Source organism: Flavobacterium sp. CF136 (assembly GCF_000282055.1).
Taxonomy (GTDB): domain Bacteria; phylum Bacteroidota; class Bacteroidia; order Flavobacteriales; family Flavobacteriaceae; genus Flavobacterium.
This window is the reverse complement of sequence record NZ_AKJZ01000076.1, coordinates 1-25199: the sequence shown is the minus strand read 5'-3', so window position 1 is coordinate 25199 and position 25199 is coordinate 1. Positions and strand designations below refer to the sequence as shown.

Annotated in this window: 21 protein-coding genes; 10 read left to right on the top strand and 11 right to left on the bottom strand. The window is 32.8% G+C overall.

All coding sequences use genetic code 11. From position 1 onward, the window contains the following. The first annotated feature begins 127 nt into the window (after positions 1-127). Positions 128-1045 (top strand): ketopantoate reductase family protein, encoded by a 918-nt coding sequence (locus PMI10_RS18790; RefSeq protein WP_007810814.1) that lies wholly within the window; start codon positions 128-130, stop codon positions 1043-1045. A 4-nt stretch (positions 1046-1049) separates the two neighbouring features. Here the strand turns inward: PMI10_RS18790 and PMI10_RS18785 are convergent, their stop codons facing one another. Then, entirely contained in the window at positions 1050-1271 is a 222-nt protein-coding gene (locus tag PMI10_RS18785) for a hypothetical protein (protein WP_255348015.1), read from the bottom strand. Between the two features lie 127 nt (positions 1272-1398). Here PMI10_RS18785 and PMI10_RS18780 point away from each other — a divergent pair, with 127 nt between their 5' ends. After that, a complete protein-coding gene (locus PMI10_RS18780) occupies positions 1399-1944 on the top strand; it encodes a hypothetical protein (protein ID WP_007810812.1) in 546 nt (181 codons plus the stop codon). Between the two features lie 31 nt (positions 1945-1975). Here the strand turns inward: PMI10_RS18780 and PMI10_RS18775 are convergent, their stop codons facing one another. After that, positions 1976-2665, bottom strand: coding sequence for a response regulator transcription factor (locus PMI10_RS18775; RefSeq protein ID WP_007810811.1), 690 nt, complete (start codon positions 2663-2665; stop codon positions 1976-1978). 10 nt (positions 2666-2675) lie between these two features. Next, on the bottom strand, positions 2676-4034 hold the full coding sequence (locus PMI10_RS18770) for a sensor histidine kinase (RefSeq protein ID WP_007810810.1): 1359 nt from the start codon (positions 4032-4034) through the stop codon (positions 2676-2678). A gap of 170 nt (positions 4035-4204) precedes the next feature. Between PMI10_RS18770 and PMI10_RS18765 the strand changes: the two genes are divergently transcribed. After that, positions 4205-6286, top strand: coding sequence for an outer membrane beta-barrel family protein (locus PMI10_RS18765; RefSeq protein WP_238539491.1), 2082 nt, complete (start codon positions 4205-4207; stop codon positions 6284-6286). A gap of 50 nt (positions 6287-6336) precedes the next feature. On the opposite strand, the gene PMI10_RS18760 is transcribed toward PMI10_RS18765, so the two are convergent. The 3 genes from PMI10_RS18760 to PMI10_RS18750 all read right to left on the bottom strand — a co-directional run bounded on the left by PMI10_RS18760 (position 6337) and on the right by PMI10_RS18750 (position 8459). After that, a complete protein-coding gene (locus tag PMI10_RS18760; RefSeq protein WP_157489903.1) occupies positions 6337-6915 on the bottom strand; it encodes a 3-keto-disaccharide hydrolase in 579 nt (192 codons plus the stop codon). A 123-nt stretch (positions 6916-7038) separates the two neighbouring features. After that, positions 7039-7641 carry an RsmD family RNA methyltransferase gene (locus PMI10_RS18755; RefSeq protein ID WP_007810806.1) on the bottom strand — a complete coding sequence of 201 codons (603 nt, stop codon included), beginning with the start codon at positions 7639-7641 and terminating at the stop codon, positions 7039-7041. Next, the gene (locus PMI10_RS18750; RefSeq protein ID WP_007810805.1) at positions 7638-8459 is read right to left on the bottom strand and encodes a DUF3822 family protein; all 822 of its coding nucleotides are present in this window, start codon (positions 8457-8459) and stop codon (positions 7638-7640) included. The genes PMI10_RS18755 and PMI10_RS18750 overlap by 4 nt, the downstream gene beginning before the upstream one ends. A gap of 289 nt (positions 8460-8748) precedes the next feature. Between PMI10_RS18750 and PMI10_RS18745 the strand changes: the two genes are divergently transcribed. The 3 genes from PMI10_RS18745 (at position 8749) to kdsB (ending at position 11922) form a co-directional block, all read left to right on the top strand. Beyond that, positions 8749-10173, top strand: coding sequence for an ATP-dependent DNA helicase (locus PMI10_RS18745; RefSeq protein ID WP_007810804.1), 1425 nt, complete (start codon positions 8749-8751; stop codon positions 10171-10173). Positions 10174-10261: 88 nt separating this feature from the next. After that, positions 10262-11092, top strand: coding sequence for a 4,5-DOPA dioxygenase extradiol (gene ygiD / locus PMI10_RS18740; RefSeq protein WP_007810803.1), 831 nt, complete (start codon positions 10262-10264; stop codon positions 11090-11092). Between the two features lie 95 nt (positions 11093-11187). Beyond that, positions 11188-11922 (top strand): 3-deoxy-manno-octulosonate cytidylyltransferase, encoded by a 735-nt coding sequence (gene kdsB / locus PMI10_RS18735; RefSeq protein ID WP_007810802.1) that lies wholly within the window; start codon positions 11188-11190, stop codon positions 11920-11922. 229 nt (positions 11923-12151) lie between these two features. On the opposite strand, the gene PMI10_RS18730 is transcribed toward kdsB, so the two are convergent. The 4 genes from PMI10_RS18730 to PMI10_RS18715 form a co-directional block, all read right to left on the bottom strand. Further along, positions 12152-14563: an alpha-ketoacid dehydrogenase subunit alpha/beta gene (locus PMI10_RS18730; protein WP_007810799.1), complete on the bottom strand. Its 2412-nt coding sequence runs from the start codon at positions 14561-14563 to the stop codon at positions 12152-12154. 188 nt (positions 14564-14751) lie between these two features. Next, complete coding sequence (locus tag PMI10_RS18725) at positions 14752-17502, bottom strand: hypothetical protein (protein ID WP_007810798.1); 2751 nt, start codon at positions 17500-17502, stop codon at positions 14752-14754. A gap of 296 nt (positions 17503-17798) precedes the next feature. Continuing rightward, positions 17799-18527: an LOG family protein gene (locus tag PMI10_RS18720; protein ID WP_007810797.1), complete on the bottom strand. Its 729-nt coding sequence runs from the start codon at positions 18525-18527 to the stop codon at positions 17799-17801. 379 nt (positions 18528-18906) lie between these two features. Further along, positions 18907-20127 (bottom strand): DUF763 domain-containing protein, encoded by a 1221-nt coding sequence (locus PMI10_RS18715; protein WP_007810795.1) that lies wholly within the window; start codon positions 20125-20127, stop codon positions 18907-18909. A gap of 389 nt (positions 20128-20516) precedes the next feature. Between PMI10_RS18715 and PMI10_RS18710 the strand changes: the two genes are divergently transcribed. The 4 genes from PMI10_RS18710 (at position 20517) to PMI10_RS18695 (ending at position 23777) form a co-directional block, all read left to right on the top strand. Further along, positions 20517-21110: a TetR/AcrR family transcriptional regulator gene (locus PMI10_RS18710; protein ID WP_238539490.1), complete on the top strand. Its 594-nt coding sequence runs from the start codon at positions 20517-20519 to the stop codon at positions 21108-21110. A gap of 147 nt (positions 21111-21257) precedes the next feature. Further along, positions 21258-21959 (top strand): SDR family oxidoreductase, encoded by a 702-nt coding sequence (locus PMI10_RS18705; RefSeq protein WP_007810793.1) that lies wholly within the window; start codon positions 21258-21260, stop codon positions 21957-21959. A gap of 10 nt (positions 21960-21969) precedes the next feature. Further along, positions 21970-22734, top strand: a complete 765-nt coding sequence (locus PMI10_RS18700; protein WP_007810792.1) for an SDR family oxidoreductase — start codon at positions 21970-21972, stop codon at positions 22732-22734. Positions 22735-22775: 41 nt separating this feature from the next. Next, complete coding sequence (locus tag PMI10_RS18695; RefSeq protein ID WP_007810791.1) at positions 22776-23777, top strand: NADP-dependent oxidoreductase; 1002 nt, start codon at positions 22776-22778, stop codon at positions 23775-23777. Positions 23778-23864: 87 nt separating this feature from the next. Here PMI10_RS18695 and PMI10_RS18690 read toward each other — a convergent pair whose 3' ends face one another. Next, complete coding sequence (locus tag PMI10_RS18690) at positions 23865-24995, bottom strand: PepSY-associated TM helix domain-containing protein (protein ID WP_035632229.1); 1131 nt, start codon at positions 24993-24995, stop codon at positions 23865-23867. Between the last annotated feature and the right edge of the window lie 204 nt (positions 24996-25199).

Below are 25199 nucleotides of genomic sequence, written 5' to 3'. Positions count from 1 at the left end.
TCGACGAAAGGAGAAATCACACTCGAAATTCGACAAAGATTGAACGTTTCAACACGTGGAACCCATTATGTGATTTCTCCTTTCGGCGAATGACAAATTGTATCAAAAAATCAGAAAAACACTTTAAATGAAAACAAGAATCGGGATTTTAGGTTTAGGTGGAGTAGGAGGTTATTTTGGCGGACTTTTGGCGAAAACTTATTTTAAGTCAGATGAAGTCGAAATTATTTTTATTGCCCGTGGTGAAACTCAAAAAGCTATTACTGAAAACGGATTAAAAGTAATAACAGATGATTTGGAAACTGTTGTTTATCCAAAATTGGTTTCGAATAATCCGGATGAAATTGGCAAATTAGATTATTTAATTTGTGCTACCAAAACGTATGATATTGAGGAGAGCTTACTTTCTCTAAAGAAATGTATTACGCTAAAAACAGTGATTCTTCCTTTATACAATGGTGTTGATGCACCGGAACGCATCAAGAAAATATTCCCTGAAAATGAAGTTTTACAAGGTTGTGTTTATATTATTTCGATGATTATTTCACCCGGAACAATCAGAAAAATCGGTTTTTATGAAAAATTATTTTTTGGTTCAAAAACTATTCCGATTTCAAAATTAGAAGAGTTACAATTGATTTTTAAAAATGCTAAAATTGAAAGTTATCTCGTCAAAAATATTGAAGAAACAGTTTGGGAGAAATTTATTTTTATTTCAGCTTTAGCATCGGCAACGTCGTATCTCAATCAGAATATTGGCGAAATACTGATTAATAAGGAATCTAAGGATATTTACGTGGCATTGCTGTATGAAATTGAAGCTGTTGCCAAAGCAAAAGGGCTGCAATTGCCAACTGATATTGTAGATCAAACGATTATAAAGCTAGAGAAATCTCCAAAAAATGCAACGTCATCAATGAACAGGGATTTATTGGCAGGTAACAAGACAGAAGTTACTTCGCTGACACAATTTGTAGTCAACGAAGGTTTAAAATATGGTGTAAAAACTCCTCTTTATGAAAAAATTGCAAATGTATTATTATAGTATTTTAAGATTCGTCTTTTGTAGTACGAATCAAGCTGATGCCGGACATGAAAAATACGATTCCGAGTATACCGTAAATAATTAACGATTTAATATCTCTTGTTTCTCCCGAAGTACCAGCAAATATTACTGCGGTATAAATAAGGCCAATTATTCCGAGAAGGGTAAGTAATCCTCCAAAAAGTCTTTTCAGGTTCATGATTTGTGTTTTTAAGGTTTGGGTCAAAAGTATAAAGTTAATGCTTTCAGTATGTTATAGAATTGCGGTTTAAACTTATATGATTTGTGGCATGCTTTAAAGGCAAACTCGTGATTTAAATCTTACTTTTACGGAAATCAATTTTATATTTTATATGAAAAAAATCATTTGCTCTTTATTTTTATCTGCCCTTTTAATTAATGTTGTTCAGGCACAAGAAGGATCTACATCGGTAGAAAAAAATCAATTTAAGATTAATCTTTTATTTCCGGGATTCGTATATGAGCATGGTTTTAATACTAAAAACACTCTTTATTCAGAAGTAAGTTTAGGAGCCGGATATCGTTATAACAGTTATTATGATGAATCAAACGTTTATTTTTTTCCTATGATTAATGAACAATTTCGTCATTACTATAATTTAGAAAAAAGAGCGGCTAAAGGAAAAAAAACAGCTCGTAATTCAGGGAATTTTCTTGCTTTGTCAGGATATTATAACTTTCAATCTATTTCTTCTAATGAGAAGTATGGTGAATATCCGTCTTCGTTTACACTTGCGCCGGTTTGGGGATTACAGCGTACTTATAAAGGAAGGTTAAATCTTGAATTGACTTTTGGTGCCGGAGTAAATTTTGATAAATATGATACCGAGTTTGCTCCAATTGCAAATTTTACTTTAGGCTGGGTAATTGGAAAATAAATCTCATTTAAAATAGAAAAACCTTGATAAGTCAAGGTTTTTCTATTTTAAATTCTAAGCCAATATTACGAACACTTTCTATTTTGATTTTTGAATCTGAATTAAAATATTTTCTAAGCCTGCTGATAAAAACATCCATACTTCGCCCTGAGAAATAATCGTCTTTTTTCCAAACAGACATTAAAATTTGATCTCTCTTTAATAACTGGTTATGATTTAAATATAAATACTCAATAAGAGAAGCTTCTTTCTCTGTGAGTTGCTGGACATGATTTCTATTATTGAGGGTTAATCTTTCATTATCAAAAAGATAAGAACCAATTTGAATTATATTATTTCCGTCCAGGCTTCTTTTTTGTTCAATTCTCTTTAGAATATTCTGTAAACGCAGAATCAGTTCGTCGACTTCAAAAGGTTTTATGATATAGTCGTCTGCACCTAGTTTCAATCCAATGATTTTGTCTTCTTTTAACTTTCTTGCAGTTAGAAAAATGAAAGGAATTTCGGGATTGATTGTAATTATTTTTTCAGCCAATGAAAATCCGTCCAATTTGGGCATCATTACATCAAAAACACAAATATCAAAAGCTTGGTTTTTAAAATAATCTAAAGCTATTTCTCCATTTTCTGCCCAGATTACTTCGAATTGATGCAGTTCTAAATATTGTTTTAAAATTGCAGCAAAATCAAAATCGTCTTCAGCTAAAAGTAATTTTTTCAAAATAAGGTAATTAAACTTTTAATAAAATAGTAAACAGAGTTCCTTTTCCTAAATCACTCACAACGTTAACAGAGCCCTGATGCGCTTTTATAATTTGATCTACATAGTAAAGTCCTAAACCTAAGCCTTTTGTATTGTGCAGGTTTCCTTGTTGTACGCGATAAAACTTTTCAAAAAGAAGTGATTGTTTGTTCTTTTCAATTCCGATTCCGTCATCTTCAATACTGATAGAAAACTGATTTTCTATAATTCTGGTTTTTATTGTAATCGTTTTTGAACCATATTTTACAGCATTTTCCAAAACATTTAAAAAAGCGGTTGTCAGATGGAATTTATCTAAAATCAAAATTGTTTTCTGAGTTTGAAAATCGGTTTTAAGATTAATCTTCGGATTTCCAATTTTAAAATCTTCTATAATTGAAAATAAAAAAGCTTCAGTATTTATTTTTTCTTTCTGCAATTCGATTTCATTTTCTGCTAATGAATTTGCCATAACCTGATCGATCAAATTTTGCAGACGATTGTTCTGACGCGAAATTGTATTGACAATGGCATTGAAATTTTTATCGTTTTCACGAATATTTTTCTGCTCCAGAATTTTGGTCGAAATTCCTAAAGTTGCCAAAGGCGTTTTGAGTTCGTGCGTAATGTTATTGATAAAATCGGTTTTGACATCACTGACTTTTTTTTGTTTAATTAAAGCTTTAATGGCAACTATAAAAAGCATAATCAGAGTTAAAATCGAAAGAAGTGATAGAATGAGAATGAAAGTCATTCGCCTTAAAATAATCATTTCCCAATCAATAACAGAAACATACATCGAATCTTCCGTCAATAATTTATAATCCTGGTTTTCAAAAGTTCCATTGGTTGTTCCGACATAATTCCGAACCAGAAAAGCATGATTTAAAGAAGCTAAATTGCCGTATAATTTGTTTTGAATAAAAGGCTTTTCAGAAAAAATAGTGTCCGCTTTTTTTGTGTTTTTATACAAAATGAATTTATTCAGTACAATCGCAAAATCAATTTTAAAATTTGGTAAATCCCTTTCGAACTTGCGTTTGATTTTCTGTGTTAAGGCATCGCTGAATTCATTTTCAAGAACACCTTTTTTAATATCAATTTTATTCTTTTTTCCCTGAATATAATTTTCTGATAATTGTTTGTATAGTGTCTCCTTTTTTGAAACGATAACCGAATCAATATCACTGTAGTTATTAGAAATCTGAGCGATTTCATTTTTAATTTCGGTATGAAACTGTGCCACTTTATAGTCGTAAGCGGTTTTTACCAAATAGCATTGCACCGTTGATAAAACAATCAGGGCAACGACCGAAAATGCTATTAATAAATTGATTCTTTGTTTCATACAATTCGAAATGCTGTCGCAAAAATAAAGCTTTTGTGATACATTCTGTGCTTTAACCTCTCATTAACCTCCAATTAACTTTCGCAGTACTTTTTTAGAAGCATTTTTGCATCAGCTTAATCTAAAATCTTTGTAAAATGAATGTGTATCTGCCTTTAAAACTTTTTATAATGCTGTTGTTTTTTTTTCTTTCTTTTACAGCCAAAGCTCAAAATGAAACACCTAAGGACAGTATTTCAAATCAATTAAATGAAGTTGTAATCAGTCAAAATAAAAAGATATTTACCAATACCAATGGGAATATAAAAGTTGATGTCGCCAATTCGATTTACAATTCAATTCCAAATACTTTAGACTTATTATCAAAATTACCAATGGTTCAGGTTAGTTCTGATAAAGAAAAAATAACGGTTATCGGAAAAGGAAATCCGCTGATTTATATCGACAATCAAAAAGCTGGTCTAAACGATTTGAATGCTTTAACTGTTGCTGATATCAAAACAATAGAAATCATTCAGAATCCATCTGCAAAATATGAAGCCGAAGGACGCTCGGTAATTTTGATTACACGAAAGTTCAGTAAAAAAGATAGTTTTAAAACAGAAATTTCTGAGGTTGCTTCGTTCAAAAAAAACTATAACAATTATTTGGGATTTAATTCAAATTTCAAAAAAAACAAACTGGAGTTAAAAGCAAATTTCAATTACAATCGATTGGATCCGTGGGAAAGTCATAGTATTGATTATCAAATCCCAACTGCAGAAATTGTTTCTAAATATGATGTTACGGCCGATACAAAAAGAAAGCAATTTATTTTTGGCGGAGGTTTGCTTTACAAAATAAATGACGATGATTATTTTTCGATTAGTATCAACAGCAAGTTGCAATCAGATACTTTTCCGATTAATACGATAACAGATAATACGAATAAAAATGTAGAAAATAACGTTGTGACTTTTACAGATAATGATAGTAAAAAGAATTTTGTAAACTCATTTTTAAATTATCAGAAAAAAATAAAGTCGATTGATGCACAAATTTTCACAGGCTTGCAATACTCTAATTTCGATCAGGGATTGTGGACTGAAGTAAATGATAATTTTAATAATACAAAATTTGAATTGACACAAATCAGGGATCAGAAATTTCAAATTAATTATTTTTCAGGAAGAATTGATATAGAGAAAAAATTTAAAAGCGAAATGAAATTTGAAATAGGAGGGTTGTATTCATCAGCAAATTCTAAGTCAGATGTTGCTATTTTTTATAATGCAACCAATCAAAACGAATTAAGTTTTTATGATTTTAAAGAGGAAAATTTATCCGGATATACTCAATTATCAGGCAAAATTAAAAAAGTTGATTTTTCACTTGGGTTTAGGATTGAAAACTCAAATGTAATCGGGAAATTTAAAACCGATGCATTGCCATTACTAGATAAAAATTACACTAATTTTTTTCCAAAAGCGCAGTTTACATTTCCAATAAATAGTACTAAAAGTATTTCTGTAAACTATGCTAAAAGTATTTCGAGACCCAATTATTCATCTTTAAGCCAAGGATCAACCTATATAAATCCATATTTTTTATATGCAAGAAATATTAATTTAGGTCCGACGATTATAAATGAAATTTCTGCAAATTTTCAATATCATGACAAATCAGTCAAATTAAGTTTTACACAAAGCAATAACCCGATTCACAATAGTTTTTCTTTTGATGATCAAAAAAATATAATGACTTTTAAAGATATAAACTTTGATAAAAGTTCTGCATTCTCTCTGGATTTCACATTGCCGTTTACTTATAAATTTTGGACAACTACCAATTCTTTAATTTTTGTTTTGGAAAAAATTGAAGATGATTCTGCAGTATTCCTGGCTTCAAAACCCTATTTGTATTATTACTCAAATAACGAATTTAAACTTCCAAAAGAATATTCTATTACTTTAAATTTTTGGGGATTAACGAAACAAAATACAGGTATTTTTGAAACAAATAGCAGATTTGTCATTGACATGGCAGTTTCAAAAATGTTTTCAAAAAAATGGAATTGCACATTGAGCTGTAATAATATCTTTAAAAATAATATTGAGACAGAAAAATTTACAATTAATAATATTAACTCAAAAGCAAGATATCAGGTCGATAATCATGAAATATCAATCTCAATAAAATATTCTTTTGGAAAGATAAAAGAAACTGAATTTAAACAAAAAAATATTGATGAAAACGAAAATAGAATCCGATAAAAACTTCCAGCTCAACGAACTTCATAGAACGGGAATATGCGATTTTTCTCTTACTCTTTCGTAATGTTTTTTAATAGGATATTCTTGAAATCAATTGGTGAACCTTCATAATTTAAAGAAATTTTGCCTTCTGTAGAGGAAGCTTCCACACATTCGTTTACTAATTTTCCGTTCAGATATTGGGTGATTTTTCCGTTGAAGGATTTTATGACAATAGAATTCCATTCTCCATAAGGTTTCTCATTACTGCTGAATTTTGGAGATGTTACACTTGCGCCGGCTTCAATCGGCTTTCCGTTTACTTTTGCAGTTACCTGATCTAAAAAGATAAAATCGCCGGTAGTATTTTCTTTGATTTGAAATTGGATTCCTTTTGGCCAGATTTTGTCAGGTGAGTCCACAGGTATGTTGTACATGACACCGCTATTTTTCTTGCTGTTTGTTTTAAACTTCTCTTCTGTATTCCATCTGAATTCTAAACTAAGTTCAAAATTTTTATAGCTTTTTTTAGTCATCAAATAACCATTGTTTTCCCCGTACATTCTGATCATTCCGTCAGAAAATGCATAAGCTTCCGACGGCTGCTGTTTTTCAGTACTGGTTTTTGTAAAGGCATACCAATCATCCATTGACAAACTTTTTTGTTGAACCACACATGAATTTAAAACTAAAAGAAAGATAAAAGCAAAAAAGGTTTTTTTGAGCATAATTATGATTTTAAAAAATAAAGTTTTTTAAAAAGAAAAGATAAATTACCCTTCGTCTTCTTCAGTAGTTTTGTTTGATGAATCGGCTAATTCTTCATCATCATCAGTAGAATTTAATTCGAAGAAACTAAAGAATGAACCTCCGTAGTTTTTCTGAAAGGAGAAATTACTCAAATGTTCCATTTTGGTATATTTGGAGTGTTCAATAATCATCATTCCTTCTTCATTCAGTAAATCTCTTTCAAAAATAATTAAAGCAATTTTTTCGAAAGAAGCCTGGTCCAATCCGTATGGCGGATCAGCAAAAATAATGTCATATGATGTTTTGCAATTCTCCAGAAACTTGAAAACGTCACTTTTAGTTGCTGCAATATCAAAATCATATTCTGATGCGACTTGCTTGATGAATTTTACACAGCCAAAATCACCGTCAACAGAGGTTATGGGTGCACTTCCGCGAGAAGCGAATTCAAAACTGATATTGCCGGTTCCTGAAAATAAATCCAAAACCTTTAAGCTGTCAAAACTAAAATGATTATTCAGAACATTAAATAATGCTTCTTTACTCATATCAGTAGTTGGTCTTACAGGAAGATTTTTTGGTGGAAAAATGCGGCGTCCTTTGTATTTTCCTGAAATGATTCTCATGATTGGAATAAGATATAATGTTTTTGATTCTGAGCAGTTGAAAAGCTGTTTTTTTGCTGTTGCGTGCTTACATCCAAAAAGGAAATATTCCGAATATATTTATAAGCAACCGCATAAAATGGATCGTTTTTGTCAATGGTACCCAATAATTCGAGTTGAAAACTTTCCGGATTTAAACTCAATTGTTCTGCGGTAAAAAGCAAATAATAAATGAAATCTTCAGGAGTCTGATATTCAAATGAATTGAATAATAACAACTTTTGATTTTGTACCACTATAACTTCAAAATGACCAAAATTAAAATTGACAACCATTTTCTTTTCGTCATTATTTCTGGAAGCATCTAAGATTTTTTCAACCAAAATACTGTTGGCATGTTTATAATCAAACGCGCCAAATTGATCAATAAAAAAATTATTGATATTGACATACGGAATATAAACGACATTCATTTGATAATTTGAAACCTGATCGTAAGCAAAAAAATCGGTTTCAAAGACCTTAGTGTTAAATTGTAAATAGCTTCCAAGGAAATTTTCATCAAATAAAGCTGCAGGTACGAAAGTCGAAAGATTATTATTGTGAATGACCAAAATTTCGTCGTAAGTATCTTTTAATTCAGGGTTGTTTTTGAACGCATCTCCAAATAATTCTTCAATTTTGGTAGCTTTATGAAAGGTATCAAAATGAATTTCTTTTAAAGAAGTTACGGTGTTATTTAAAGTATCAAAACAACAAAAAGATAATCCGGTTAAGGAAACCTGAATAGATAGTTTTTTATATTTTTTTGAAGTGATATTAGTATTTTGTAATGACATATTTGATTTACAATTCGTTACCTGTTTTAGTATCAAGAAAGAATTTAAGACAAGTACAAACTTACAAATAAAATAAATAACAATATCAATATCAAAAATCAATATCAATGAAAAATACAGTGTCAATGAAAAAAAATGAAATCAATTTGCATATCATTAGATGTGTTTTCAATTGTAAATTCATTTAATGTTTTTGATTAATTTTTAAATTGAATATTACCATTGAGATTGTAATTGATTTTTGAAATTACCATTTAAAAGCACGTTCTTTGTATCTCAATTTTTCCTTATGAATTCATCACTGTTTTACGGCGTTTTACAAAAAAGATTTCCTTTTGCTCCAACCTATAAACAGGATATTTTTTTTCAGAAAATTGCTATTTTTTTGACTGAACCGGACAACAATACTATTTTTGTATTGAAAGGGTATGCCGGAACGGGAAAAACAACCGTGATTTCGACAATAGTAAATAATCTTGGTGATATCAATAAGAAATTTGTTTTGCTGGCACCAACCGGGCGCGCTGCAAAAGTGATTGCTAATTACTCCAATACACCAGCTTTTACGATTCATAAAAAAATATATTTCCCTAAAAAATCTTCAGGGGGGGGCGTAGCTTTTACTAAGCAGATTAATAAACATAAAAACACCATTTTTATCGTCGATGAAGCTTCGATGATATCAGACAGTAATTCAGATTCAAAACTGTATGATAACGGATCGCTGCTGGACGATTTGATTTCATACGTATATTCCGGGACGAATTGCAAAATGATTCTTTTGGGAGATACCGCCCAGCTGCCTCCCGTAAATTTAGATATCAGCCCGGCACTTGATATACAGACTTTAGGGATTCATTATGATAAGGAAATCGAGCATATTGAACTGGACGAAGTAATGCGTCAGGAAGAGAACTCCGGAATTTTATATAATGCGACTGAATTACGAGAATTATTGAAAGATACTTTTATTACGGAATTTAAATTCAACGTTAAAAAATTCAAGGATATTGTCAGGCTTACAGATGGATATGATATTCAGGATGCCATAAATACGGCATATAGCAATTATAGTATTGAAGATACTGCTTTTATTGTGCGTTCTAATAAAAGAGCAAATCAGTACAATGAGCAAATCAGAACCAGGATTTTATTTAAAGAAAGTGAACTTTCGGTTGGTGATTTCCTGATGGTGGTTAAAAATAATTACTTCTGGCTCAAAGAAACAGATGAAGCCGGATTTATTGCAAATGGTGACATTATAGAAGTTTTAGAACTTTTCGGTATTAAAGAATTATATGGATTTAACTTTGCGAAAGTAAAAATCAGAATGGTTGATTACCCTGATCAAAAACCTTTTGAAACGGTTTTATTACTGGATACGATTAAAAGCGAATCACCATCTTTGACTTATGAAGAATCGAATCGTTTGTATGAAGAAGTAATGAAGGATTATGAAGATGAAACTACTAAATACAAGAAGTTTCAGAAAGTTAAGAATAACGAATATTTTAATGGTTTGCAGGTGAAATTCTCGTATGCCATTACCTGTCACAAATCTCAGGGAGGGCAATGGAATACTGTTTTTATAGAACAGCCGTATTTACCAAACGGAATTGATCGCGATTACATTAGATGGTTATACACCGCTATGACACGTGCCAAAAATAAGTTATATTTGATAGGATTTAAAGACGAGACTTTTGAGGAATAAAAACACTAATTTCACGAATTGGCATGAATTTTTTTTGAGATTTGCATTAGTGAAAATCTGTGAAATTTGTGTTTAATATTATACAGTAATGACAACACTAAACGACTTACATTCGATTTCTTCTACGTTTTCGAATACAGATAAAATGCCGGTTTTATTTTTAGGACATGGCAGCCCAATGAATGCTATTGAAGAAAATCAGTTTGTGGCTGGTTTTCGTGATTTGGCTAAAACTTTACCACAGCCAAATGCTATTTTATGTATTTCGGCACATTGGTTTACTAACGGAACCAAAGTAACTTCAATGCAAATGCCGAGAACTATCCATGATTTTGGAGGTTTCCCGCAAGCACTTTTTGATGTTCAATATCCGGCAAAAGGAAGCCCTGAACTGGCTTTGGAAACCAAGAAAATTTTGGAGCCTGTTGCTGTTGATTTAGATGAGCATTGGGGTTTAGATCATGGTGCGTGGAGCGTAATCAAACATTTATATCCGGAAGCAAATGTGCCGGTAATTCAGTTAAGTATTGATTATACGAAGTCAGGACAATATCATTTTGAACTGGCTCAGAAACTTCAATCATTACGCCATAAAGGTATTTTAATTATCGGAAGCGGGAACATTGTTCATAATCTGCGTTTGGTTGATTTCAGGAATTTTGATAAAGATAATTATGGATTTGACTGGGCAATTGAAGCCAGGGAAACCGTTAATAATTATTTATTGGATGGAAATTTCCAGCCTTTAATTGATTTTGAAAAAATGAATAAAGCAATTCAATTGGCGATTCCAACTCCGGATCATTATTTGCCGCTGCTGTATACTTTAGGATTAAAACAGGAGTCAGAAGGACTGAGTTTGTTTAATGATAAATTACTGGCTGGTTCTTTGAGTATGACTTCGGTGAAAATAATGTAAAAAACTTTGCGAATCTCTGCGGTAAAATTATAACGCAAATCTGCACAAAAATTTTCACAGAGATTCACAGAGAAAATAAATTTAAAAATATTAGAATGAAAATAATAGCTGTAATTCCGGCACGATATGCATCAACACGTTTTCCTGCCAAATTAATGCAGGATCTGGGAGGGAAGACTGTGATTCTCAGGACTTATGAAGCATCAGTTGCGACTAAGTTGTTTGACGATGTTTTTGTGGTAACCGATTCGGATTTGATATTCAATGAGATTGTTTCTAATGGTGGAAAAGCCATTATGAGTATCAAAGAACACGAATCCGGAAGTGACCGAATTGCTGAAGCAGTAGTCAGTCTGGATGTTGATATCGTAGTGAATGTACAAGGTGACGAACCTTTTACAGAAGCCGGACCGCTGGAACAGGTTTTATCAGTTTTTAAGAATGATCCGGATCATAAAGTTGATTTGGCTTCATTAATGCGTGAAATCACCGATGAAGATGAAATCAATAATCCGAATAATGTAAAAGTGGTTGTAGATCAGTCACAATTTGCATTGTATTTTTCCCGTTCAGTGATTCCGTATCCGAGAGATAAAGATGTTGGTGTTCGTTATTTTCAGCACATCGGAATTTATGCTTTTAGAAAACAGGCGTTGTTAGATTTTTACAGTCTGCCGATGAAATCTTTGGAGGCTTCTGAAAAACTGGAACAGCTTCGTTATTTAGAATTCGGGAAACGTATTAAAATGGTTGAAACAACTCATGTAGGAATTGGGATTGATACGGCTGAAGATTTGGAAAAGGCGAGGGGAATTTTGAGTTCTAAATAAAATATAGATTGCGGTAAATTGAACGCGGATTTGACTGATTCGCTAAAGCGAAAACGCGGATTATCACGGATTTTTGTCTTTGCGAGGAACGAAGCAATCTCATTTGCTGAATCACTTTATGTCTTAGTGTGTGATTGTTTCGTCCCCCGCAGAAACAAACTTTGGGTAAAAGCATAAAAAAAGCTCCAATATTTGGAGCTTTTTTTATATCTGAAACCGAACTAAATTCTTAGTATAAACCTGGAAATTTAGCTGGATTTACTTCATGCATCATGTCATAAACCTTTTCGAAAATATCTTCGGCAGAAGGTTTGGAGAAATAATCACCATCAGTTCCGTAAGCAGGTCTATGTGCTTTTGCAGCTAATGTCTGAGGTTTACTGTCCAGATACTTATAAGCATCCTGCTCGTCGATAATTTGTTGTAAAATATACGCTGAAGCTCCACCGGGAACATCTTCATCGATTACTAAAAGACGATTTGTTTTGATAATACTTTTTACAATATCCTTATTGACATCAAATGGAAGTAAAGACTGAATATCAATTATTTCACAGTCAATTCCTAATTCGAATAGTTCGTTTGCAGCTTGTTCTACCAGTCTTAAAGTAGATCCGTAAGAAACTAAAGTAATATCAGCACCTTCTCTGATGGTTTCAACCACTCCGATTGGTGTTTTGAATTCGCCAAAATTAAGAGGCGTTTTTTCTTTTAAACGATATCCGTTCAGGCATTCAATTACCAAAGCCGGCTCATCACATTCTAAAAGGGTATTGTAAAAACCTGCAGCCTGAGTCATATTTCTAGGAACCAAAACATGAATTCCGCGAATAGCGTTGATAATCATTCCCATTGGAGAACCAGAATGCCAGATACCTTCTAAACGGTGTCCGCGGGTTCTGATAATTAATGGTGCTTTTTGTTTTCCAACTGTTCTGTATTGTAATGTAGCCAAATCATCGCTCATGATCTGAATAGCATATAATAAGTAATCTAAATACTGAATTTCAGCAATCGGTCGTAAACCTCTCAAGGCCATTCCGATTCCCTGACCAATAATAGTAGCTTCTCTGATACCAACATCGGCAACGCGAAGTTCACCGTATTTTTCCTGCATCCCTTCTAATCCTTGGTTTACATCACCAATGTTTCCGACATCTTCACCAAAAATCAATACTTCAGGGTATTTGGAAAACAAAGCATCAAAGTTATCACGCAAAATCATTCGGCCATCTAGATCCGGCTTGGCATTATCGGCATATTCAGGAAGTACTTTTTGAACTGAAAATACATTTTTATCTGACTCAGAATATAAATTACTGCTAAATTTTTTTTGTGTATCTGCAACATAATTAGTAATCCAGTTTGATAATAACGTTTTACTGTTTGGTATTTCAATAAAACGTAAAATTTTTCGGGCTATAACCAGCATTTCCTTTTTTAAAGGTGCTTTTATAGTATTTAATTCAGAGATGTATTTCTGAATTTTATCTTTATGATTGATACTGGCACTTGAAATTTCCTGCAATAAAGCCAAAAGATTTTTTTGATCTTCTATTATCGGATTGATGAACAGGTTCCACGCTTCTTTTTTGGCTTCAAGTACTTCTTTTTTTATTTGAGAATCAATCTCATCCAGTTCTTCGGGAGATGCAATATTAATGGCAATCATCCACAAACGCATTTGGCGGATACAATCGTAATTTTTTTCCCAGGCCAGTCTTTCTCCATTTTTGTAACGCTCGTGTGAGCCAGAAGTGGAGTGTCCCTGAGGTTGGGTTAATTCATTTACGTGAATTAAAACCGGAACGTGCTGTTCGCGTGCTATAGCTGCCGCTTTTTCATAAGTAGAAACCAGCTCGGCATAATCCCAGCCTTTTACCCTGAAAATTTCATAGCCATTTGCGTCTTCATCGCGCTGGTATCCTTTTAGTATTTCAGAGATGTTTTCTTTAGTGGTCTGATGTTTGGCATGAACCGAAATCCCGTACTCATCATCCCAGACACTCATTATCATTGGAACTTGTAAAACTCCTGCAGCGTTTATGGTTTCAAAAAATAAGCCTTCAGAAGTACTTGCGTTTCCAATAGTTCCCCAGGCAACTTCATTTCCGTTTACAGAAAATTTGTCTTTGATTGTAATGCCATCAACATTTCTGTAAATTTTTGAAGCCTGGGCTAACCCTAATAACCTGGGCATTTGTCCTGCTGTAGGTGATATATCTGCGCTTGAATTTTTTTGTTTTGTTAAGTCTTTCCAGGAACCGTCTTCGTTTAGACTGTGCGTTACAAAGTGCCCGCCCATTTGTCTTCCGGCAGACATTGGGTCATAATCTATATCGGTATGACCATAAAGACCTGCAAAAAATTGCTTTGGGGTAAATTCGCCAATAGCCATCATAAAAGTCTGATCGCGGTAGTAACCTGAACGAAAATCACCATTTTTGAAAGCCTTTGCCATAGCAAGCTGTGGGACTTCTTTACCGTCACCAAATATTCCAAATTTGGCTTTTCCTGTCAATACTTCTTTACGTCCTAAAAGGCTGCATTCCCGACTGGTAGCTGCAATTTTGTAGTCGTTCAACACTTCAGTTTTGAAATCTTCGAAGGTTAATGTAGTATTGCTTTTTTCTTTAATCATAATCTGGAAGGGTCATGTTTAGACTGCGAAATTACTCAAAATCTATCAATAATCATAATTCATTAAAATAAATATAATTTAATTATTTACACTTAAATTCTAAAAACTACGTATTTTTTTTGATTAATTTTCAATAAAAAAAGGAGTAATGTAATAATAATTTATGTTTTTGTTTAAAATATGATTAATTAAAACCATTTTCGTGTAAAAAGATTGATTAATGTTTTGGGAGACAATGTGATAACAAATCTTATTTTTTCGTTGTATTTGTTTTGAGAAATCTCCCAGCCATTATTTGAATAAACCGGAAAATAGAGTTCAAAATAGTCAGGCACAAGATTTAATCGGATACCACTATCATAAACAAAGTGTTCTTTTTGTTGTTTATTTTTCATAAGTCCGATATCACCATAGGCTTCAATCCAGTTCCAAATCGAATAACTGGCGTTTAAAGTAGTCATCCATCGATTAGCATATTGTGGTTCCAGTTTAGATTTAAATCCTCCCTCGGCCATAATGTATTGCTGACTAAAAAAACCGGTGCTTTCAGATCTTCCGTAAAAATTATAATCAAATAAATAATCTGTTGGACGATTTAAAGCAAAACTAAAATAATCTGAATCTGAGGTATTGTATATAAAACTTCCGGCATATAACCTCAAATTTAATTTACGATTGTTTTCAAATAATCTTCTGTATTCAATTTCTCCAGACAATTTCCCGAAATTCCCGGAAAATTGTACATCTGTCATAAAACTAAAATGGTTAATCAATTCGGTTTTTGTATTCACATAGCGTGCATTAAAAACAGAATAATTAGGGTCTGAATTATCCGTTATATATTTACTTGCTTCCCGATTTACAATTACCTGGCGCAGCATAATAAGCTGTTTTCTGTTATCCCTGAAATTTTCCTCTCTAATTCGAAGCTGAACCATTGGATTCAATTTAAAATAAGCCGCATCGGGTGCATAGTGAAAATAATTTTGGCTAATGGAATACCTTACACTATAAAGCGTGCTGTTCCTGTAATTTTGGTTGAATGAAAAAGCAGATGAACCGGATATTGTTCCGGCATTAAGAGAATAGGCAGGATTAATGTCAAAAGTAAAAGGCTTGTCTAATATTGTTTTGTTATGAAAACGCATTCCGGGTGTAAAACCGTCATATAAATTATAAGTCAGCGTAGGGATATACAGAATCTGATTGTAGTATGGATCTTCTAAGTCTTTAGAGAAATTAAATTTTATCGGACGATTTGTTATCGCTAAACTTTTCAATGATTTCCAATTGTTTCTTAAATTATATTCAGGTACTTCATTATCATAATTTAAAACTATTTTATCGGCATTTTTTCTTTCGAAAAAATAAATCGAATCATTATTTTTGGGTTCAATCCATTGCTTAAATACCACATTGTTTTTTTTGAGCCCGTAAACCGGAATCGGTACATAAATCCCTGCATTATTTCTTATCGAAAACTGGATACTATCTTTAGTTCGGGACACATTCGAAAATTTATAATCTATAATATCCCTGGAGCCAATAATCGTTTTAAAAAACCAATCGATATTTTTTGGACTATTTTGAGTAAGTATTTTTTCAAAATCCAATTGATTCACTTGATGATTTTTATTTAACTCATAAAATTCCTGAACACTTTTAGGTACAATATCGTGGTTTAAATAATCGTCTAAATAACTCAAACTTAAACCGGCCCTGTATTTACTGGCAATTTGTTCATTAAACTTTATTAATGTGTTTTTTGGATCTCCAATTGGCTGGTCCAGGTTTTTCCGGGCCATTAACATATAATAATAACTGTATTGCTCGTTAAAAGTCAGATTAGTAATATTATAGCTTTTAAAAAGTTTCATATTCGAAAGCCTTCCTAACATTTTTTGGTCCAAATGGTGTTCGTCCATGTATTTCATCATGGTGTAAATTTGAATTCCGTCATAAAGCCAGTTGTCTTTTCGGGGATCCAGGCGCAGACTGTTTTTCAAATAATTATTCAGGTATGTTTTTAAAAAGGTAATTTCGAAAATAAATTCATCCGAAAACGGACTTATAAACGAAGGCAGCTGATTAAGTCCGTAAAATGGATTTCTATCATAATCTGCCTGAGAAACAGTAATTTTTTCATGTGGATATTTTCCAATAAAATTATTTGCAAAAGTAATAACCCTGTCAATGATAATGGCTTTTTTTATATCATCGACTTTTTTGTTTTTTAAATTCGAAAGAATTTCAAACGTGCCATGCGTATAACTATTGAAAGTGTTTTGTTTTTCTATAAATAAATTAAAATCAGTTCTGTTGTTTCCTGAAAAGTGATAATTACTAAATGAAGGGTTGGAAGAATCTTTTCTAACCGAATTCAGGTCTGTTGTAAGTGTATATTGATTAGGAATTTTTATTTCTAATTCATAATCTGTTACTGCGTTAGCAATGTCATCGAGATTAAGGTTATGGTATTTCACAAAATCATGATTTTCAAAACGTGCAGGATTCAGAAACCAGTTTTTCAAATTCATTCCGCCATTTTGGGTATAGCCATAATGGGTAAATTTATCACTCGGAATTTTAGCAATGTAAGTTATATGTAATTCAATTTTTTGATTTGGAAGTAATTTTTTATTCAGTTTAACTACAATAAAATCCGGATTTTCATTAGTTCTTTCCCATTCAAAATTCATACCCTCTGCATCTGTTAAGGCTAGTATTGTAGTACTTCCGCGCTCTTCAGGTTTAGCCAGATGAAAGCCTTTGTAAAATTCGTCTGAAAATCGTTTGGCTAAGGGAGTATTTTTATTTGAAAAAGCATTATTCCAATCGTTTAGAACAATCGAAGTCAAAGAATCATTTGAAGCGTTATAAAAAGTAATATCCTGTTTTACATTCAGTGTTTTAAGCTCAGGATTTACTGCCACTTCCATCTTAGATTGATGTTGCGCATACTGTTTTATTGAACTGAATAAAACTAAAATGAAAAAGATTGTATTATGAAATGATCTCAATTTTGGCTTAAATGTTTTAGGATATGTCTTTAATTTACGAGTGTAGAGTTATTTTGGATTTTTGTAAAAATAATATAAAAAAAGCTGTTTTAAAAAACAGCTTCAATTTTTGCAATACTTAATGTAATTTAATCATTTAGGTGATAAGTTCCTATAAAATTACTTTTATTAAACATCAAACTTCAATTAACTTCAATGATTTATATCGCTAAAGATTAGAAATTCGGACTTAAATCGTATTTTTTATAAAATTTATCAAGTACTTCAACTACTTCATCTTCAGTATCTACGATTTTGAATAAGTTTAAGTCATCAGGGCTTACAGTATGCATTTTTTCAACCAATACCGTTTTTACCCATTCGATTAATCCTGACCAAAATTCAACTCCGACTAATATAATCGGGAATTTTCCAATTTTTTTGGTCTGAATCAGGGTAATCGCTTCAAACATTTCGTCCAAAGTCCCAAAACCTCCAGGCATAACTACAAATCCCTGAGAATATTTTACAAACATTACTTTTCGAACAAAAAAGTAATCAAAATTCAGATTTTTATCATGGTCAATATAAGGATTGAAATGTTGCTCAAAAGGCAATTCAATATTCAGTCCAACAGAAGTCCCGCCTCCCAGATGGGCACCTTTATTACCGGCTTCCATGATTCCGGGACCACCGCCTGTAATAACTCCATAACCGGCTTTACTGATTTTATAAGCGATTTTTTCGGCCAGTAAATAATATTTATCGTCCGGTTTTGTTCTGGCCGATCCAAAAATAGATACACACGGACCAATACGCCCCATGCTTTCGTAACCATTTACGAACTCCGCCATAATTTTAAAAATCGCCCAACTGTCATTGGTTCTGATTTCATTCCACGTTTTTTGTTTCAAACGATCCTGAATTACTTTATCCTCATCGTTATCAAAATCTTCTAATCTCATTTTTTGCGTATTAATTTGTTTTTCAGGAGCTCTTTCCTGCTGTTCACTATATCTTTTGTGGTCTCGTTAGAAAAAAACGAGACCACAAAAGGATGCCGTTTCCATCAGGGCTAGGCACTTGTTTTTAGTTCAGCTTTTGTCTTAAGCTGTTGTACTAAATTAACTCTTTTTTTGAAAATTGTTATAAAAACATATATTTATTAATTTAAGGATAATCTTGAGAAATAGTTTTTGTTTCGATTTGGTCTAATTATCAGAGAATTAAAATGGTTTTGGCAAAATAGAATTTTAGATGAAACATATTCTAATTTTCCAGATTTTAAATCACTACGATATAACAATAATGATTGCTACTGTCAAAATTTTATTTCAGGGTAAATTAGAACAACTCTAATTGATTGCTAGGATTTATCGGTTTTATTTTTGGTGGTTTTGCGTCTCCAAAAACAGTTCTTCCGCCATATTTGTATGATTCGTCTCTTTCTTTTTGTATAAGGGCATCAAAGTTGGTATTGGGCGTAAAACCTTCTTCGGCTTTTCGCGAAATTTCAGATAATTTCCGAATAGCTTCTATTTTATCGCTATTGCCAATTTTAGCACGATTAATAGCTCTTTGCAGCGTATCGATAGTCTCATCATAAATTTTTAGCGGAACAGGAAAAGGATGTCCGTCTTTTCCTCCATGAGCAAATGAAAAACGCGCCGGATCTTCAAATCGGGTAGGGGTACCATAAATAACTTCACTTACCAATGCCAATGACTGCAAGGCTCTTGGTCCCATTCCTTTTAAAAGTAAAAGTTCCTCAAAATCTTCCGGTTTATTTTCATGTGTAGCCCATAACATAGCTCCAAGCCTTTTCATATTTACATCTTCAATCCTGACATCATGGTGTGACGGTAAAGAAAGATGCTGTATTTCTTTCATAATTTTTGCTGGGGACTCTTTGGATAATTCCAAAATACCGGCTCTGGATTTTTCGGCAGTTCCGGCTGTAAGGTTAAGGATTGAACCCTGATTTTCTCCATATATGAAAGTATGGGGTTCATTAATAAAGGATTTCAAATCCTTTGAATGCCAATGATATCTTCTTGCTGTTTTAGAATCAGGATTCATTCCCTGCTGAATAACAGTCCATTGTCCTTTATTGTCAACAATAAAATTGTGCTGGTATAATTGAAATCCGTCCTGAATGGCTGTGTTGTCGACTTTGGCCGTTAACCTGCTGCAATTTGCAAGGTTATTGCCGTCAAGCCCTGTTTTTTCGCCTACATATAAAAGCTCCTGGGGTGTTAGCATGGAATGTTTTCCTTTGCCTCCGCAGATATAAATTCCAAGTTCTTTCGAATGTGGATTTACTGATTTTTTCAAAGCTCCAAGAACAGAAGTCGTAATTCCCGAAGAATGCCAATCCATACCCATAACGGCCCCAAAACTCTGAAACCAAAAAGGATTACTCAATTTACTGATAACTTCAGATGTTGAAAATTCCATTGCAATAGTTTCGACAATTGCAAAACCAAGTTTCGACATACGATCTGCCAGCCATAAAGGAACATGGCCGTAATGTAATGGTAGATCTGCTGTGCCGGAACGTTTCATTGAAGAGATTTGGATTTCAACAAAATTAAAAAAAATATAGATGGCCGGCTGTTAAATAAAAATCAAAGGTGTAAATGAACTTCCGGAAGCTGAATATTATAAACTTCATTCTTAATTATGTAAGTTCCTGTATTTCTGTTTTTTAAATTTTAAATAAGTTTTTATTTATCTAAATAGATAATTTTCTATTACTCCAAAATCTAAAAAATGATAATATCTCCTAAAGTTACAGAATGCTGTAAAGTAATTGTAAAAAAGAGCTGGAAGATGAATCAATTAAAGGATGTAAAAGCATATTTAAAATTCTTAATATGTTAAAAAAAAGATAAGAGTTATTTTTTTTGTTTTTAAAATATACTTTTTGGTATATTTGCACTTCAAAACTGAATATGATGTTGACAAAAGCTGAAAGAACTAAACAATTTATACTCGAAACTGCGGCCCCTATTTTTAATCAAAAGGGAATTTCGGGTGCGAACATAGATGATGTACTTGAAGCCGCAAAATTAACTAAGGGTTGTCTTTACGGACATTTCGAAAGTAAGGAAGATTTATCCCTTCAGGTTGTCAATTATATGCTTAAATGTAATGGCAGTAAATTAGCAACAGCAATTAGTAAGGGAAAAACAGCCAAAGGGAAAGTATTTGCCTTTTTTGATTTTTATAAAGATCCTTTGGATACTCATATCAAAGGTGGCTGCCCGGTTATGAATATCGCTGTAGAGTCGGATGATAATTATCCTGCAATCAAAGAAAAAATTGCAGCGACATTAAGAAGCGGGCAGGAATTATTTGTTTCAATCCTTAATGAAGGCATTGAGGATGGGGAATTCTCCAATCGTCTGGATTCGGAAATATATGCTTTTAAGGCATTTGCGGCTATCGAAGGCGCAGTAATTATATGCAGAAGTATGAATACAGCCAAACCTATGCGCGGTCTTATTAAAAATCTGAAAGAAGAATTAGAAAGTTTTGCAATCTAATTTTTTTTTCAAAATAAATATACTTTTTAGTATATTTTAAATTGTAGTTAAATAAATATCCCTGATGGTTTTTAGGGTGAAAAAAATATACTAAAAAGTATAAAATTAAATTTCAAATAAGTATTAATCAAATAAATAAACAATAAAATGAAAACATCAGGAAATACAATATTTATTTCAGGCGGGAGTGCCGGAATAGGTTTAGCATTTGCTAAAAAATTAATTGCAGCCGGAAATAAAGTTATTATTAACGGACGAAGTGAAGATCGACTGCAAAAAGCTTTGAAAGAATTAGACGGTGCCACAGCTATACAAGGGGATTTATCAGTGTCGGCGGACCGTATCCGTATTGCAAAAGAATTAACGGAGCAGTATCCTGAGGTAAATATCGTGATTAATAATGCCGGTGCTGCTTTTCTAAATGATTTGAGCGATAATGCTAATAATGCTGCCGAAAAAGCATTTCAGGAAATCAATACCAATTATTTAAGTGTTATAGATTTTACACAATTGGTACTGCCTCATTTATTAAAACAGAAAGAGGCAGCCGTTGTAAATGTTACTTCTATAGCTGCCTTTAGAGGAAATAAATACCTTCCTACGTATTCTGCGAGTAAAGCAGCTTTACACAGCTACACGCAAGGGTTGAGAGATACTTTTGAAGAAACCCCAAATTTAAGTATTTATGAAATTTACCCTCCTTTGGTAAATACAGAATTCTCAGCTGAGATTGGCGGAGCCAACGGGATTCCTCCTTCAGAAGTAGCAGACGAACTAGTTTTGGGATTAGAGAAAAACCAGTTTGATATTTTGGTTGGGGAATCAAAAACGTTTTCTGATAAAATATAAATAGACAATCATGATAATAAAGAATAAAACAATATTAATTACAGGAGGAGGCTCAGGAATTGGTCTTGAAGCAGCAAAACAATTTTTACAGCTTGGTGCCAAAGTGATTATTACAGGCAGAAATCAGGAAAAACTGAACAATGCAAAAAAAACATATCCCGGTCTTACGGTTATAAAAAGTGATGCTGCCAATGCGGAAGATGCAATTACTCTTTTCAAACAGATTAAGGAATTGGGCGGAATTGATATTTTATACCATAATGCGGGTGTATTAAGTCCTGTGTTGAATTTAGGTATTACTGATGATAAACATGCCGAAAGTGCTGCTTATGAAATGGAGGTTAATTATCTTGGTGTTATTCGTTTAAATAATCTTTTTATGGAGATGCTGCAATCCCGAAGAGAAGGTGCCATTATCAACACAACTTCACTTCTTCGTTATGTACCATCAATCGTTGAAGCTACATATTCTGCATCTAAAGCCGCTTTAGGCTTTTATACGCAATCGCTGCGAAAACATTTGCAGATTTTGAACAGTCGCGTAAAAGTATTTGAGCTGCTTCCTCCACTTGTTGCTACGGAAATGACGGCAGAAAGAACAGACAAAAAACTGACTACAGAACAATTTGTAAAAGAGTTTATCGATGCCCTTAAAAAAGATCAGTATACAATCCGAATAGGAGATACAAAAGTCGTGTATTTATTGAACAGATTCTTTCCTAAATTTGCTTATGGTTTAGTCAATCCTAAGAAAAGTTACAAATTGTTACAGTAAAAATTACACCTTGAATTATCAAATTCTTAATACAAATTAATATGAAAGCATTTATTATAAATAGTTATAAACCTAAAGGCGGAATGAAGAAAGTTGAAGTTTCGGAGCCGCAGCTGAAAGAAAATGATGTATTGGTACAAGTACATGCTGCCGGTGTAAACCTTTTGGATGTTAAGATCAAAAATGGGGAGTTCAAAGCGCTGCTTCCTTACAAAATGCCTCTTATTTTAGGGCATGATGCTGCAGGAGTTGTTGTAAAAACAGGTTCAAAAGTAAAGAATTTTAGGGTAGGAGATGAAGTGTATTCACGTCCGCAAGATTATAGAATGGGTACTTTTGCTCAATTTATTGCCATTGATGAAAGTGATGTTGCGATAAAACCTAAAAATATTTCAATGGAAGAAGCGGCTTCTATTCCGTTGGTAGGATTAACGGTATGGCAGGCACTGGTTGAAAAAGCTAATTTAAAAAAGGGTCAAAAAGTTTTTATTCAGGCAGGATCGGGTGGAGTAGGTACATTTGCTATTCAGCTGGCAAAACATTTGGGGGCTACAGTAGCCACAACTACGAGTGCAGCGAATATTGATTTGGTAAAAAGTCTTGGGGCCGATATTGTTATTGACTACAAAAAAGAAGATTTCGAAACTGTACTTAAGGATTACGATGTTGTTTTGAATAGCCAGGATGCAAAAACTCTGGAAAAATCATTACGCATATTAAAACCGGGAGGAAAGCTTATATCAATTTCCGGTCCTCCGGATCCTGAATTTGCAAAAGAAATTGGGTTGAATGCAATTCTCAAAATAGTAATGTTTTTTTTAAGTTATGGAACTAAGAAAAAAGCAAAACGATTAGGTGTACATTATTCCTTTCTATTCATGAAAGCAAGCGGAACTCAGCTTAGTAAAATCACTGAGCTTATCAATTCCGGAATCATACGTCCGGTCATAGACAAGGTATTTTCATTTGATGCTGCCAACGATGCTCTTGCTTATGTAGAAAGTGGGCGGGCTAAAGGAAAAGTTGTTATTAAGGTAAATTAAATTTACTCTTCCTGATACAGGTAAACAATAATAATTCGTTTTGTCGCATCTCTGATGACTTTTACCCATTAGATTATTAGTCTTTATTTAACTGACTGATGCGGCAGGACTCTTTTTTTTGTTCTTTTTTCCTAACCAAATTAATAAACCAGTAATTGGTAAAGTGACTGCAAAAAGCGTTACTAAAAAAGCAATTATTTTGGTTGGATACCCATAAATACTTCCCGTGTGTATAGGATAGACAAGTCTTCTTAGTTTATCTCCATTACTGAAAGACGCATAAGGTCTTTTTTCAATATTCTGACCTGTATATTTGTCAAAATAAGCTGCGCTGGATTGGTTTGGAATACTCATTTCAAGGTTTTCCTTTAGAACAAGAATGCTGTTGATCGTATCTGCAGGCATTCTAATTTGAATATTTCCTTTGTATGGAAAAATACTGTCCGTTTTTTGATAAATGCTTTGATAAAAAGTTGTCTGATCAAGTTTAGGATCTATTTTTGTTGGGTTCTCAACTTTTGGAGATGCTTTTTTTATAGAACCATCTGCCAGGAAATACATTCCGTTTTCAAACCATTTAAAAGACCATGTTAAACCTGTCAGAGCTATAATCAGCAGAAATAAGAAACTGTAAAAACCAATAGTGGAATGAAAGTCCCAATTGAATCTTTTAAATGACCCGTTCCATTTGATAGTTAATCTTTGCCTTAAATTTTTGATTTTTTTTTGCCACCACAGAATAAGACCGGAGATTAGCATAAATACAAAAATCAGACACGAACAGCCTGTTATAATTTCTCCCGCATCTTCTATTAACAGCTGTCGGTGTATTGATAAAACAACAGAAAAAAATCTGCTTTTTTGTGCGACTGTGCCAAGTACTTTTCCAGTGTAAGGATCCATTGAAAAGATTTGAACCACTTTGTCTTTATCTTTTCCAACAATTATCATAGTTCGTTGGGGATCATTAAAAGTAAGGATGCGATTTATCTTTTTAACAGAATACTCTTCTTGTAATACGTTTGTACAATAATCAATTGTCTTTTTTGTTTGTCCAACATTAGAAACGACGTAGAATTCCGGGTTTATAAATTGGTCAATTTCTTTTTCAAAAACTAACAGGCTTCCTGTAAGTGCTACAATAAAAACAACAAGCCCCGAACCAAGTCCCAGCCACAAATGTAAATTCCTGATTTTTTTCTTAAATGCTTTATTCATGTGTTTTTTGGAAAACATTAATTACTTCAATTTTGAATTGCAAATTTATGCTTATTTAGATTAAATACATATAGCAAGTGAAGATTATTTAGCTTAACTTTTTTTGGAGGTAATTCAAAATAGGTGTCAGGCTGAGCGGAGTCGAAGCCCTTTATTACTTAAAAAGCCTTCGACTCCGCTCAGGGTGACAATTATTTCCAGAAG

What these genes read in the sequence shown, in the direction of transcription:
- PMI10_RS18790 (WP_007810814.1), top strand. Translation starts at nt 128, where the DNA reads ATGAAAACAAGAATCGGGATTTTAGGTTTAGGTGGAGTAGGAGGTTAT.
- PMI10_RS18780 (WP_007810812.1), top strand. Translation starts at nt 1,399, where the DNA reads ATGAAAAAAATCATTTGCTCTTTATTTTTATCTGCCCTTTTAATTAAT.
- PMI10_RS18770 (WP_007810810.1), bottom strand. Translation starts at nt 4,034, where the DNA reads ATGAAACAAAGAATCAATTTATTAATAGCATTTTCGGTCGTTGCCCTG.
- PMI10_RS18765 (WP_238539491.1), top strand. Translation starts at nt 4,205, where the DNA reads ATGCTGTTGTTTTTTTTTCTTTCTTTTACAGCCAAAGCTCAAAATGAA.
- PMI10_RS18760 (WP_157489903.1), bottom strand. Translation starts at nt 6,915, where the DNA reads ATGGATGATTGGTATGCCTTTACAAAAACCAGTACTGAAAAACAGCAG.
- PMI10_RS18755 (WP_007810806.1), bottom strand. Translation starts at nt 7,641, where the DNA reads ATGAGAATCATTTCAGGAAAATACAAAGGACGCCGCATTTTTCCACCA.
- PMI10_RS18750 (WP_007810805.1), bottom strand. Translation starts at nt 8,459, where the DNA reads ATGTCATTACAAAATACTAATATCACTTCAAAAAAATATAAAAAACTA.
- PMI10_RS18745 (WP_007810804.1), top strand. Translation starts at nt 8,749, where the DNA reads ATGAATTCATCACTGTTTTACGGCGTTTTACAAAAAAGATTTCCTTTT.
- ygiD (WP_007810803.1), top strand. Translation starts at nt 10,262, where the DNA reads ATGACAACACTAAACGACTTACATTCGATTTCTTCTACGTTTTCGAAT.
- kdsB (WP_007810802.1), top strand. Translation starts at nt 11,188, where the DNA reads ATGAAAATAATAGCTGTAATTCCGGCACGATATGCATCAACACGTTTT.
- PMI10_RS18730 (WP_007810799.1), bottom strand. Translation starts at nt 14,563, where the DNA reads ATGATTAAAGAAAAAAGCAATACTACATTAACCTTCGAAGATTTCAAA.
- PMI10_RS18725 (WP_007810798.1), bottom strand. Translation starts at nt 17,502, where the DNA reads ATGGAAGTGGCAGTAAATCCTGAGCTTAAAACACTGAATGTAAAACAG.
- PMI10_RS18720 (WP_007810797.1), bottom strand. Translation starts at nt 18,527, where the DNA reads ATGAGATTAGAAGATTTTGATAACGATGAGGATAAAGTAATTCAGGAT.
- PMI10_RS18715 (WP_007810795.1), bottom strand. Translation starts at nt 20,127, where the DNA reads ATGAAACGTTCCGGCACAGCAGATCTACCATTACATTACGGCCATGTT.
- PMI10_RS18710 (WP_238539490.1), top strand. Translation starts at nt 20,517, where the DNA reads ATGATGTTGACAAAAGCTGAAAGAACTAAACAATTTATACTCGAAACT.
- PMI10_RS18705 (WP_007810793.1), top strand. Translation starts at nt 21,258, where the DNA reads ATGAAAACATCAGGAAATACAATATTTATTTCAGGCGGGAGTGCCGGA.
- PMI10_RS18700 (WP_007810792.1), top strand. Translation starts at nt 21,970, where the DNA reads ATGATAATAAAGAATAAAACAATATTAATTACAGGAGGAGGCTCAGGA.
- PMI10_RS18695 (WP_007810791.1), top strand. Translation starts at nt 22,776, where the DNA reads ATGAAAGCATTTATTATAAATAGTTATAAACCTAAAGGCGGAATGAAG.
- PMI10_RS18690 (WP_035632229.1), bottom strand. Translation starts at nt 24,995, where the DNA reads ATGAATAAAGCATTTAAGAAAAAAATCAGGAATTTACATTTGTGGCTG.